The sequence below is a fragment of the Natrialba sp. INN-245 genome, from assembly GCF_009807105.1.
Classification (GTDB): Archaea; Halobacteriota; Halobacteria; order Halobacteriales; family Natrialbaceae; genus Natrarchaeobius; species Natrarchaeobius swarupiae.
Genome location: NZ_WUBV01000046.1, coordinates 97926 through 110299 on the forward strand (window position 1 = coordinate 97926; position 12374 = coordinate 110299).

Here is a 12374-nt window from a genome sequence, read left to right on the forward strand (position 1 = left end):
CCACCATCGAAGCCGTCCGTTGCCGAGTCGCTTCGCGGGCGGAGAATCCGCTCACTCGTTTCGTGGATTACTCGGGTGGTAGTCTGTGTCGTACTCGCCGGGTTGGTCGTCGACGCGGTCGGGGTTGAGCCGACCCGACAGCAGCATGAAGTCGACGAGGGTGAGCGCGAGCATCGCCTCGACGACCGGCACGCCACGCGGCGGGAGGACGGGGTCGTGGCGGCCGATGACCTGTTCTTCTTTGAGTTCGCCGGTCTCCCAGTCCGCGGTCTGTTGGCTCTTGGGAATCGACGTCGGCGCGTGGAGGGTGACCTCGCCGTAGATCGGTTCGCCACTCGAGATGCCGCCCTGAATGCCGCCGTGGTCGTTCTCGACCGGAACCGGATTCCCGTCGTCGTCGAACTCCCAGTCGTCGTTGCGATCCTTGCCGGTCCACTCCGCGGCGTCGGTTCCGAGGCCGAACTCGAAGGCCGTCGTCGCCGGAACCGCCATCATCGCCTGGCCCAGCCTGGCCGAGAGCGAGTCGAACCGCGGCGCGCCGAGGCCGACGGGGACGCCGCGGGCCTCGAACTCGATGCTGCCGCCGATGGAGTCGCCTTCCTCCTGGTACTTCTCGATCAGTTCCTGCATCTCCGCCGCGGTCTCGGGGTGGGCACAGCGGACGTCGTTTTCTTCCGAGTGCTCGAGCATCTCCTCGAAGCTCACCTCGGGTGCCTCGACGTCGCCGATCTGGTTGACGTGGGCTTTGAGTTCGATCCCCTGAAGCGCAAGCAGTTTCTTCGCGATGGCGCCCGCGGCGACCCAGTTGACGGTTTCGCGTGCGGAGGAGCGCCCGCCGCCGCCCCAGTTTCGCGTCCCGAACTTCGCGGAGTAGGTGAAGTCGCCGTGGGAGGGACGAGGCGCAGTGATAAACGGTTCGTACTTGCCCGACCGGGCGTCTTTGTTCTGGATAACCATCCCGATCGGCGTTCCCGTCGTGTAGCCGTCCTGAATGCCGGAGTTGATCGTCACGTCGTCGGGCTCGCCGCGGCTGGTGGTGATCATCGACTGGCCGGGCTTTCGCCGATCGAGGTCCTCCTGGATGTCCTCCTCGGAGAGCTCGAGGCCGGCGGGACAGCCCGAGACGGTACAGCCCATCGCCTCGCCGTGGCTCTCGCCGAACGTGGTCACCTGAAAGAGGCGACCGAAGCGGTTGCCGTTCATTACCCCTCTGTTCTGGGACGTGGCCACTTAGCCCTACGGAATCGACGGAGGAGTATACGGTCTACTGTCCGTCAGTACCGCCGCATCCTGGACCCGTCTTCGGGTGCGGTGGTACACGGGGACAGCAATCCGTATACAGAACGAGGCGGTCGCGCCGGGACAGCGGGACGACAATCCGTATCAGGCGAGACCGAGCTGTGCGAGGCCGCCGTACTCGAACAGGAACAGGTAGAGCTGGACGACGCCGGCGACGATCAACAGCGCGCCGCCAGCGCGCTCGAGGATCCGTCCCGAGGGGACGATCCGGCGGAACAGCGATTCGTGACCGACCGCCGTCAGAAGCGTCACCGCGACGAGCATCACGACCATGCCACCGGCGTACGCGCCGACAGTGAGGAACGCCGCTACCGGACCACTCGAGAGACTCGAGAGGACGACCGTGATGAAAAACGGGGCCGTACAACCGGCGGCGGCGATCGCATAGGCGACGCCAAAGGCGAAGTAGCCGCGATAGCTTCGGTCGCGTTCGGGCAATTGCATCGTAAACAGGCGGCCGTGGGTGAGTCCGCCGAGCATCGCGATTCCGAGGACGATCAGCGCGAGTCCGACGGCGCCGCCGAGTAACACCAGCCGGTGGAAGTACTGCGAGCCGACGGCGACGGCGATGCCGACCAGTCCGAGGTAGACGGCGAACATGCCCGCGCTGGCGACGAGACTCACGACCGAGCCCCGTCTGATCGCCGCGCGCGTCGAGCCCGTGACGTCGTCGCCGAGGTAGTAAGCGACGTACCCCGGAAGCATCGGAAACGCACACGGGGCGAAAAACGTCGCCGATCCGGCGGTGAACGCAAACAGGAGGCGTAGGTCCGAGAGCACGGGTTATCCGTCGAGTTCCTCGTCTACTCGCTCGATGATGTCTTCGGCGTCGGTCGTCCCGGAGGTGTGCCATCGAACCTCACCGTCGGAATCGACCAGCACGAGCGACGGGTACGCACTGATGCCGAACTCAGCGTGGACGTCGGAGTCGGGGTCGATGCAGGCAGGGTACTCGGCTTCTTCGGCCTCCCAGTACTCGAATACGTCCTGTTCGTCGTCCTCTGGGGAGATCGCACGCATCGCCAGCGTCTCGGTATCGTACTCGTCGCGAACGTCGTGGAGTTCCTCCTGTTGGGGACCACACGGCCCACACCACGTCGCGAAGAAGTAGACGAGCGTGAGGTCGGCGTCGGTGACGATATCGATCTCGTCGCCGCTATCGACGACGCCCAGGCTCTCGTGGCTGAGATCCGCGGGGACGCTCGAGGGGACCTGGTTGCCCATGAGGCTGTTGATCGCGCCGAGACAGCCGGAGAGGGGTACCGACGCCGCAAGTGCGATCACTGCACGCCGCGTGAGCGGTCTGGAGGGGGGGTTGGAGACCATATAATTGGATTCTTGACACCACCACAAGAAGCTTTCTTTCGACGACCTAGATGACAGCCGCCACTGCCATTTCTCACGAGCGATCGGCGTCGCGTCGGCGGTACCGGTATCGACGTTGCTGGCCTCGGTACCGGTGTTTTCGAGGACTCGCGACACCGGCTGTGACGCGACTGTCACATGTTTACTACAGGATGGGTAAATCTTTTGTCCGGCCGGCTCGTTTCGGACGGTATGAAAGCCATCGCTGTGGAACCGGGGGCCGGAGAACCCACTCTCGTCGAACGACCACGACCCGAACCGACGGCCGGCGAAGCGCTCGTTCGGACGCTTCGAGTGGGCGTCGACGGGACCGACCACGAAGTCATCGCGGGCCACCACGGCGACGTTCCCGCGGGCGAAGACGAACTCGTGCTCGGACACGAGGCCGTCGGCGTCGTCGAGGACGCAAACGGGACCGACCTCGAGGAGGGCCAGTACGTCGTTCCGACGGTCCGGCGACGGCCGGGCGGCGTCGGCAACGAGTACTTCGAGCGCGGCGAACCCGACATGGCACCCGGCGGCGAGTACGTCGAACGTGGCATCGCCGGGGCCCACGGCTTCATGGCCGAGTACGTCACGAGCCCCGCGGAGTACCTCGTCCCGATTCCTGACGACCTCGCGGCGCTCGGATTTCTGGTCGAACCGGTCAGCATCTCGGAGAAGGCGATCGAACACGCCGTCGCCACCCGCTCGGCGTTCGAGTGGGAGCCGGAGTCGGCACTGGTCCTCGGCAACGGATCGCTCGGCCTGCTCACGCTCGCGATGTTCGAGGAGACCCTCGAGATCGACCGGACGTACTGTCTCGGGCGACGTGACCGACCCGATCCGACGATCGAGATGATCGAGGAGCTCGGTGCGACGTACGTCGACTCACGCCAAACTTCGGTCCCAGAGATCCCCGAGGCACACGAAGGGATCGATCTTATATACGAGGCGACCGGCTATCCCAAACACGCCTTCGAGACGGTCGACGCGCTCGCGCCCAACGGTGTCGGGGTCCTGCTGGGCGTCCCCGAGCCGTGGGAGTTTGAGGTCGACGGCGGGCGGCTCCACCGGGAGATGGTCTTGCACAACAAGGCGCTGGTCGGCACCGTCAACTCGCATCGGGGCCACTTCGAGGCCGCAATCGATACGCTCTCCCAGCTCCCGGAGTGGTTCGCCGACGACCTCGTCACTGGCGTCTACGGGCTCGAGGAGTTCGAATCCGCCTTCGAGACGGGCGACGACGTCGTGAAGACGGCCGTCGAGTTCGACGCGATCTGATCGGGCCGTCGAGATCACCCGCCACGGCGGGATGTCGGCGACCCGCGTCTAGTTTCTCCCTCGCAGGCGACAGATGGTAACTATTACTACCGTTCGAGTAAGTATCTCTCCTATGGGAGTCGATTACTCACAGCTACACGATCCGAACGCCGAGTACACGATGCGGGATCTCTCGGCGGAGACGATGAACGTCACGCGAGAGCGCGGGGGCGGACGCGACGTCGAGATCACCGATATCCAGACGACGATGGTCGACGGGAACTTCCCGTGGACGCTCGTGCGCATCTACACCGACGCCGGCATCGTCGGCACCGGCGAGGCCTACTGGGGGGCCGGCGCACCCGAACTCATCGAGCGAATGACGCCGTTCTTGCAGGGCGAGAACCCGCTCGACATCGACCGACTTTGCGAACACCTCGTCCAGAAGATGTCCGGCGAAGGCTCGATCGGCGGCATCACCGTCACCGCGATCGCCGGCATCGAAGTCGCGCTTCACGATCTGGCGGGCAAGATCCTCGAGGTGCCCGCCTACCAGCTACTCGGTGGCAAGTACCGCGACGAGGTTCGCGTCTACTGTGATTGTCACACCGAGGAAGAAGCCGACCCGATCGCCTGTGCCGACGAGGCCGAACGCGTCGTCTCCGAACTCGGCTACGACGCGCTCAAGTTCGACCTCGACGTCCCCTCGGGCCACGAGAAAGACCGCGCGAACCGTCACCTGCGCGGCCCCGAGATCGAGCACAAGGCGTCGATCGTCGAGGCCGTCACCGAACGCGTCGGCTCGCGTGCGGACGTCGCCTTCGACTGCCACTGGACGTTCAGCGCCGGCAGCGCGAAGCGCCTCGCAGAGCGCTTAGAGGAGTACGACGTCTGGTGGCTCGAGGACCCCGTGCCGCCGGAGAACCACGACGTCCAGCGCGAAGTGACCCAGTCGACGACGACGCCGATTACGGCCGGCGAGAACGTCTACCGCAAACACGGTCAGCGCCGACTGATCGAAGAGCAGGCGGTCGACATCATCGCACCCGACATGCCGAAGGTTGGCGGCATGCGCGAGACCCGAAAGATCGCCGATCTGGCGGATCTCTACTACATGCCGGTCGCGATGCACAACGTCTCCTCGCCGGTCGCGACGACCGCGAGTGCCCACGTCGGTGCGGCGATTCCGAACTCGCTGGCCGTCGAGTACCACTCCTACGAACTCGGCTGGTGGGAGGACTTGGTCGAGGAGGACGTCATCGAAGACGGCTACATCGAGGTCCCCGAGGAGCCGGGACTCGGCGTCACCCTCGATATGGACGCCGTCGCCGAGCATATGGTCGACGGCGAAGAACTGTTCGACGAAGCCTAACTTCGCCGCACGTCTCTCGCGTTTTTTGTGGATGCCGACTCGACTGCCAAGCGTCGCGTCCAGCCGGTCGACGGCGACTCTCGAGTGTCTATCCGGGAACGCGCACACCGAATAAAATATTAGTGGTGTACGAATACATCACAAATTTATTCCCCGACAGAGAGAGTCGACTGTGACCGATCGAAGACGCGACTCGAGCGAGCCACTCGAGCGAGAAGACCGAACTAAACGAGGACGAACCGGACGGGAACGAACCGACGGCGGCAAGTCGACCGGCGACGCGTTCGAGAGCGGCGACGGGAGCCATCACCCAGGGCCGCCACGGTTCGTCACCGTCGGCGACGGGATCGTCAATCCGAACGGAAACGAGATGGAACCACGGGACGACCTCGCGCCCTGGAATCCGGACGCAGAGGGGGGATACGCCTGGCGCGTCGCCGACGCGCCGCCCGACTCGAGGGCAGAGCCGACGGACGGGCCAGTAGCCGAGTTCGTCCCCGACGTTCCGGGCGTATACATACTGGAACTCGAGGCACCCGACGGCGTCCACGAACTGACCGTTCGTGCGTTTCCGGACTCCGAGGCGGATGGTACCGAACCCCGTCCGCGGATCCGCCTCGAGGCCGACGTTCGAGGCGACCGGATCGAACTCCTGCCCAACGCGACGTTGTCAGGGCGGATATCGACCGCTGTGGGCGGCAGCGAGGATATGGAGGGAGACGCCGACGAAGCCGCGCTCGAGGTCGAGTACTACGTCGACGATCGGGACGACCTCGCGGTCGCTTCCGACGGCACGATCGCGCTCGAGGACGTAACCGAGCGTGCCCGGATCTACGCGGTCGCCGTAACGGACGACGGCCGGTACTCGTTGCCCGACGCGCTCGAGGTGGTTCCGGTCGGCGACAGTGCTGACGGCGACAGTACGGCCCGCGACGACGCGGACGGCGACGGCGTGCGGATCGAGCGACCGTTCGAGCCGCCCGCGTGGGTCGAGAACGCGGTCGTCTACGAGGCGTTTATCCGCCGGTACCCCGATCAGTCCGAGCCGACGTTCGAGACGTTCGCCGACCGACTCGACCACCTCGAGAAACTGGGGATCGACGTCCTCTGGCTGACGCCGTTTCTCGAGACCAAACGCGGCTTCGGCACGCCCGACGAGCTTGGTGGTCCCCACGGCTACCACACGACCGATTATCTCCGAGTCGACCCGGATCTCGGTACGCTCGCGGAGTTCGAGGCGCTGGTCGACGCCTGCCACGAGCGGGGAATCAGGGTCGTCTTCGATCTCGTGATCAACCACACGGCGGACACGCACCCCTTTTTCGAGGCGGCTATCGACGAGGACCACCCCGACCACGAGCGCTATCGCGACTGGTATCGTTGGGAAGATGTCGAGGCCCGCGAACCCGACGCCTACTTCGACTGGGGCGAGATTCCGAACCTCGACCACGGGAACCCGGCGGTTCGGGAGTACCTTCTCGACGTGATCGACTTCTGGGCCCCGAAAGTCGACGGCTTCCGGACCGACGTCGCCTGGGGCGTGCCGCTGAGCTTCTGGGCCGAGGTGTACGACCGGGTGACGAGCGCCGACGCCGAGTTCTTCCTGCTCGACGAGACGCTCCCGTCGTCGGTCGAGATGGGCGGCGGTCGCTTTCACGCCCACCACGACGACAGACTCTACAGCGCACTCGAGACGATCGGCAACGCCGTCGCGACCGACGTCGACGGGGTCGAGGAGGAGACGAACGCCGTAGTCGACGCCTTCACCGATTCGGTCCTCGAGTCCGACGGCGACTCGCCGGACGCGAGTCTCGTCCTCGACGCGGTCGACGAGCGGGCTCGACGCGGCGGTCACCTCTCCTCGCTGTGGCTCACCTACGTCGAGAACCACGATACGGACCGGTACCTGTCGTCGTACGGTCGGGACGCCCAGTTAGCCGCCGGCGCGGCGACGTTTACGCTTCCGGGAATTCCGATGCTCTATGCGGGCCAGGAGACCGGGCTCCGCAAGCGACGCGAGCCGATGAACTGGGGCGAGGAAGACGAGGAACTGCTCGCATACTACCGGCGACTCGTCGACCTCCGAAAATCCCATCCCGCCCTCCAGACCGACGCCGACCTCGAGCGCATCGAGTACGGAACCGAGACGGACGCGGCCGTCGCGTACGCTCGAGCGGATCCCAAACGTGGCCGACGGGTCGTCGTCGCGCTTCACTTCGGCGAGGGAGCGGCGACGATCGGAGTCGACGAAGCGGTCGCCGAGACGGATCTGCTGACCGGCGAGACGGTCGTTCGGAACGAGCGCGACGGACCGGGCATTCGCGACGAGAGTGACAACGGTGCCGACCGTGGGATGGCGGGCGAGGAGTCCACGTTCGACCGCACGATCAGCGTCGAGACGGCAGTCGTCCTCGAAGTCGACGAGTAGCCCGCTCGAGGGCGGTTTCGAAAAAACAGGTTGCGGGTCTGTCTACCCTTCCATACCGCCGAACGAGAGGCCGCTTTCGACGTAGCTCTGGGTGGCGAAGTAGATGATCGCCACCGGCAGGGCAAAGAGGCTCGCGAACGCGGCGAACTCGGTCCACGGCGTCTCGTACTCGTTGGCCGCGAGCGAGTAGAGTTCGACCGAGAGGGTGTAGTTCTCCGGTCGGAGAAGCGTCTGGGCGATGATGAACTCGTTCCAGCCGGCGAGGAACGTAAAGATCAGTACGACAGCGATACCCGGCTTCGAGAGCGGGAGGATCACTTCGCGGATGACCTGCCACTGGCTCGCGCCGTCGACGATCGCGGCCTCCTCGTAGGAGACAGGGATGTTGTCCATGAACGTCTTGAGCAGCCACGTGTTGAACGGGACCGCCCCCGCGGCGTAGAAGACGCCGAGGATGAGCAGGTTGTTGCTCAACCCGAGGTTGACGAACAGCGCGTACAGCGCGATGAGCGTCGCGATCGAGAGGCCGGCACCGACCTGCGTGAACAGGACGTAGCCGTAGAGGATCTTCTCTCGGCCGGCGAATTTGCGCCTCGAGAGCGCGTAGGCTCCGGGGATGATGACCGACAGCGAGACGCTGACGGTGACGAAGACGACGATCAGGCTGTTGAACAGCGCGCCAGGCTCGCCGACCTCGCCGTTGTCGAAGATGAAGTCCGACTCGAACAGGACCCACCGGTAGGCGTCCAGGTTGTACGTCGCGGGATCGGCGAACAGCCCGTCGGAGCTCATCAACCCCGCACCCTGGGAGAACGAGGCCGTCACGATCCAGTAGACCGGGAACATGAGCACGACCAGCATTCCGAAGGCGGCGACCGTTCCGATCCCGGTCTTACCGAGGTCGCCAACGCTTCGTCGTCCGGATCGTACCTGTCTGACCGTCTGTGTGATCGTCTCGAGCATCTCAGTTCACCCCCTCCGCGAGCCGTCCCTTCTTGACTGCGAGCCACATGAACATCCCGATGAAGGCGATGGCGGTGACCATGATCGCGGACGCGAAGGCGTACTCGTTGAGTTCGATCGCCTCCCGGAAGCCGTACACCAGGAGGAGTTCGTTCTGTCGACCGGGACCGCCGCGGTTGAACACCCACGGGACCAGGAACTGCTGGAACGAGGCCGCGGCGGTGAGGATCGACGCGAACATCACCGGTCGCTTGATCGCGGGCAACGTGACGTGGTAGAACCGGTAGAGGTAGCCCGCGCCGTCGACTTTCGCCGCGTCGTGGAGTTCCATCGGGACGTCCTGGAGCGCGCTCACGATGATGATCACCATGAACGGGTAGGCCATCCAGACCTCCGTCGTGACGTACGCGAGGAAGGTACTCCACCGACCGCCAAGCCAGGCGACCGGGATGTCGACGAGCAACAGTCCGGGCGCCTCTATGGTGACGAAGAACGCGACGGCGTCGACGACGCCGACGACGCGTTCGACCGCGCCGTTGTACATGGCGAGTATCTCGTTTAGCGGCCCGAACCGGGCGCTACTGAACAGCCCTCGCCAGATCGTCACCCTGAAGATTTCGGGAAAGCCCATCGGAACGATGACGATCGCACGCATGTACCGTTTTCCTCGCACTCGAGAGTGGGTGAGGACGACGGCGATCGTCACGGCGACGACGAGTTTCGCCAGCAGGCTCACGGCGACGAGCAGCCAGGTGATGCCGAGTGAGTTCCAGAACTGGGTGTCGGTGAACAGGGCGACGTAGTTGTCGACGCCGATGAGGGACGCTTCCCCGCCGATGACCGTTCCGGCGTGGGTCGCGTCGGTAACGGAGAGATAGATCAGGAACGCGATCGGGAACAGCATAAACGAGAGAAACAGGGCGATACCCGGCCCGACGAGGAGATAGCCGAACAGGTCTCGGGAGGTTCGATCCGCTCTCAGCCGTCGGTGGCCGAGATCGGTAACGCGGTCGAGGAATGACGTGGACATAGACGAGATAGAGACCCGTCGTTACTCCCAGCGGCCCCGAATCTCGTCGGCGGCCGCGTTCATTGCGTCTTCGGCGCTTTCCTGTTCGTTGAACACCTGCTCGAGGGCGTCCTCGACGGGGTTCCACACCTGATCCATACGGGGGTGTGACGGCATCTGAACCCCCATCGCGACGTTTTCGGCGAACGCCTCGACGTCGTCACCGAGCTCGTCATCGTCGGCGTACTCCTGGTGGACGGGGATGAAGCCGTGGTTCTCGGCGTTCGTCAGAATGACGTCCTCGTTCGTCGAGTGCCACTCCGCCCAGTCGATCGCCGTCTCGAGGGCTTCCTCGTCGGCGTCCTCGAGCGTGGCGGTGAAGTACCAGACCTGGATGCCGGTAAACGGCGTCGGATCGCCACCAGCGATGTCCGGCATCGGAGCGACGGTCGTCTCGATTCCGGACTCGCGGAAGCCGTCGATCTCCCACGGCCCGTTGATCGCGAACGGGGCGTTGCCGTCGTCGAACACCGGCACCTGGGACTCGTAGGCAGGGTCGGCCGGAACGTACGGCCAGATCGACTCCTGGAGGAGTTCGACGCCCTCGATGAACTCCGGCTCGTCGACGCCGAGCGATTCCGTCTCGTCGTCGAAGAAGTAGCCACCGAAGGCGTGGAGGAACGTGCTCACGAAGTACGGATCCGCCGGCGGACACGAGAGGCCGTATCGGCCTTCGGACGGGTGGTGATAGTCGTCCATGATCTCGACCATCTCCTCGAGCGTCTCCGGCGGTTCGTCGACCAGTTCTTCGTTGTACATGAGTGCGACCGTCTCGGCACCGTACGGAATCCCGTACACTGCACCGTCGAATCGGACGGCGTCGGCCGCCGCGTCCGTAAACGTCGCGTCGAGGTCGAGAGTCACGTCGTCGGCGGCGTCGTAGGCAAAGCCCTGTTCGTGGTAGTTGCCGATCCAGTCGTGTGCCCACGCGAACGTTTCCGGTCCGTCGCCGGCCGGGATCGCCGTACTGAGTTGATCTTCGATCTCGGAGATCGCCTCGAGGTTCAACTCGTCGTCTCGTCCCTCGTTGAACCGTTCGGCGTGGTCGACGAGGTCGGTCTCCTCGGCGTCCGAGAAGTCGTGCCACAGCGTCGTCGGCTGGTCGTCGTCTCCGCCGAGACAGCCGGCGACCGACAGCGTTGCTATCCCCCCGATCCCTGCGAGTAGTTGCCTGCGTTCCAGTGACATGACGTAAACAGTGATGAATTATATCTTCATATATTTAATTGTTAGGATACCGTCTCGAGCAGGGGTGTATCAACTTCGTTGAACGTCGAATTAGCGCGGTTTGGGCGTCATTCGCCGAATATGTGGTGATTGTGCTTCGGGGTCCGATCGACGTTCTGAGGAGATCGGGTGGACATCCACTGCCGACTGAAAATATATGCTGTACTAATTCATCCTAAATCGGACCTTTTGAGAAAGCATTTTATAGCTCCTCACCGAACTCCCGGAAAATGGCACGTGTCAGCGTCGAATCGCTCCGGAAGGAGTACGACGTCGGAACCGTCGTCGCCGTCGACGACCTCGACCTCGCGATCGAAGATGGGGAGTTCGTCACCGTTGTCGGACCGTCTGGCTGTGGGAAAACGACGACGCTCCGGATGTTAGCCGGGCTCGAACGGCCGACTTCGGGTCGCATTCGGATCGGCGAGGAGGACGTAACGGACGTTCACGCGAAAAACAGGGACGTCGCGATGGTGTTCCAGAACTACGCGCTGTACCCGCACAAGACCGTCTTCGAGAACATGGCGTTCGGGCTCCGGATGAGTACCGATCTCTCGGCGGACGAACGGGAGACGCGGGTCGTCGAGACGGCCGAGATGATGGACATCGAAGAACTGCTCGAGGACAAGCCGGACGAACTCTCCGGCGGGCAGAAACAGCGGGTTGCACTCGGCCGAGCGATCGTCAGGGAACCCGACCTGTTCCTGTTCGACGAGCCGCTTTCCAATCTCGACGCGAAGCTTCGGACGAGCATGCGCGCCGAGATCCAGCGCATCCAGGACGAACTCGGTATCACGGCCGTCTACGTCACCCACGATCAACACGAGGCGATGACGATGGGCGACCGGATCGTCATCTTGAACGACGGCACGCTCCAGCAACAGGGGAAGCCGACTGACGTCTACGAGAACCCGGTCAACGAGTTCGTCGCGGGCTTCGTCGGTTCGCCGTCGATGAACTTCCTCGACGTCGCCGTCGACGCGACGGGCGGGCGGTTACAGCTGTCGGACCCCGCCGGCGGGTTCCAGTTCGAACTCTCCGCAGGGTACGCCGAGCGCAACGACGTTTCGCTCGAGGCGGACCGGTACACCCTCGGTGTCCGTCCGGAGAACGTTTCGGTCACCGACGCGGGTGCGAAAAACGCGATCACGGCGACGGTCGACGTCGTCGAACCGGTCGGCTCGGACAGCTACCTCCACCTGGACGTCGACGACGAGTTCATCGCCCGCGTCGACGCCGGCGTCGATCTCTCCCCGGGCGACCGCGTATCGCTTACGTTCGACGAGTCTGACGTCCACCTGTTCGATCACGACACCGGACGCGACATTTTCGGCGTCGAGAACGAAGCGCCGACCGCGACGCCCTGACGCAGACGAGACGAGCGGACTCGTCCAACAAGACTCGAGAAG

General features: G+C 64.3%; 10 protein-coding genes. 4 read left to right on the forward strand and 6 right to left on the reverse strand.

Features of this window, described 5'->3' with window-relative positions:
- Window positions 1–51: 51 nt before the first annotated feature.
- The 3 genes from aroC to GRS80_RS14515 all read right to left on the reverse strand — a co-directional run bounded on the left by aroC (window position 52) and on the right by GRS80_RS14515 (window position 2625).
- Entirely contained in the window at window positions 52–1203 is a 1152-nt protein-coding gene (aroC, locus tag GRS80_RS14505) for a chorismate synthase (protein WP_160048187.1), read from the reverse strand.
- 180 nt (window positions 1204–1383) lie between these two features.
- Entirely contained in the window at window positions 1384–2079 is a 696-nt protein-coding gene (locus GRS80_RS14510) for a cytochrome c biogenesis protein CcdA (protein WP_200840399.1), read from the reverse strand.
- A 3-nt stretch (window positions 2080–2082) separates the two neighbouring features.
- Window positions 2083–2625, reverse strand: a complete 543-nt coding sequence (locus GRS80_RS14515) for a TlpA disulfide reductase family protein (protein ID WP_160048188.1) — start codon at window positions 2623–2625, stop codon at window positions 2083–2085.
- A 231-nt stretch (window positions 2626–2856) separates the two neighbouring features.
- Between GRS80_RS14515 and GRS80_RS14520 the strand changes: the two genes are divergently transcribed.
- From GRS80_RS14520 to GRS80_RS14530, 3 genes are all read left to right on the forward strand, one after another.
- Window positions 2857–3927, forward strand: coding sequence for a glucose 1-dehydrogenase (locus GRS80_RS14520; protein ID WP_160048189.1), 1071 nt, complete (start codon window positions 2857–2859; stop codon window positions 3925–3927).
- Between the two features lie 112 nt (window positions 3928–4039).
- Window positions 4040–5278: a mandelate racemase/muconate lactonizing enzyme family protein gene (locus tag GRS80_RS14525; RefSeq protein ID WP_160048190.1), complete on the forward strand. Its 1239-nt coding sequence runs from the start codon at window positions 4040–4042 to the stop codon at window positions 5276–5278.
- Window positions 5279–5450: 172 nt separating this feature from the next.
- Window positions 5451–7706: an alpha-amylase family glycosyl hydrolase gene (locus GRS80_RS14530; RefSeq protein ID WP_343161592.1), complete on the forward strand. Its 2256-nt coding sequence runs from the start codon at window positions 5451–5453 to the stop codon at window positions 7704–7706.
- Window positions 7707–7748: 42 nt separating this feature from the next.
- Here GRS80_RS14530 and GRS80_RS14535 read toward each other — a convergent pair whose 3' ends face one another.
- Genes GRS80_RS14535 through GRS80_RS14545 form a run of 3 tightly spaced genes read right to left on the reverse strand, consistent with a single transcriptional unit; the run spans window position 7749 to window position 10926 of the window.
- Entirely contained in the window at window positions 7749–8669 is a 921-nt protein-coding gene (locus GRS80_RS14535) for an ABC transporter permease subunit (protein WP_160048191.1), read from the reverse strand.
- A 1-nt stretch (window position 8670) separates the two neighbouring features.
- On the reverse strand, window positions 8671–9699 hold the full coding sequence (locus GRS80_RS14540) for a sugar ABC transporter permease (RefSeq protein WP_160048192.1): 1029 nt from the start codon (window positions 9697–9699) through the stop codon (window positions 8671–8673).
- Window positions 9700–9720: 21 nt separating this feature from the next.
- Window positions 9721–10926: an extracellular solute-binding protein gene (locus tag GRS80_RS14545; RefSeq protein WP_160048193.1), complete on the reverse strand. Its 1206-nt coding sequence runs from the start codon at window positions 10924–10926 to the stop codon at window positions 9721–9723.
- 269 nt (window positions 10927–11195) lie between these two features.
- On the opposite strand from GRS80_RS14545, the gene GRS80_RS14550 reads away from it, so the two are divergent.
- The gene (locus GRS80_RS14550; protein ID WP_160048194.1) at window positions 11196–12332 is read left to right on the forward strand and encodes an ABC transporter ATP-binding protein; all 1137 of its coding nucleotides are present in this window, start codon (window positions 11196–11198) and stop codon (window positions 12330–12332) included.
- Window positions 12333–12374 lie beyond the last annotated feature (42 nt).

Excerpts from the sequence above, each read along its gene's own strand:
- GRS80_RS14540 (WP_160048192.1), bottom strand. The coding sequence starts at position 9,699 with ATGTCCACGTCATTCCTCGACCGCGTTACCGATCTCGGCCACCGACGG.
- GRS80_RS14515 (WP_160048188.1), bottom strand. The coding sequence starts at position 2,625 with ATGGTCTCCAACCCCCCCTCCAGACCGCTCACGCGGCGTGCAGTGATC.
- GRS80_RS14525 (WP_160048190.1), top strand. The coding sequence starts at position 4,040 with ATGGGAGTCGATTACTCACAGCTACACGATCCGAACGCCGAGTACACG.
- aroC (WP_160048187.1), bottom strand. The coding sequence starts at position 1,203 with ATGAACGGCAACCGCTTCGGTCGCCTCTTTCAGGTGACCACGTTCGGC.
- GRS80_RS14550 (WP_160048194.1), top strand. The coding sequence starts at position 11,196 with ATGGCACGTGTCAGCGTCGAATCGCTCCGGAAGGAGTACGACGTCGGA.
- GRS80_RS14545 (WP_160048193.1), bottom strand. The coding sequence starts at position 10,926 with ATGTCACTGGAACGCAGGCAACTACTCGCAGGGATCGGGGGGATAGCA.
- GRS80_RS14535 (WP_160048191.1), bottom strand. The coding sequence starts at position 8,669 with ATGCTCGAGACGATCACACAGACGGTCAGACAGGTACGATCCGGACGA.
- GRS80_RS14520 (WP_160048189.1), top strand. The coding sequence starts at position 2,857 with ATGAAAGCCATCGCTGTGGAACCGGGGGCCGGAGAACCCACTCTCGTC.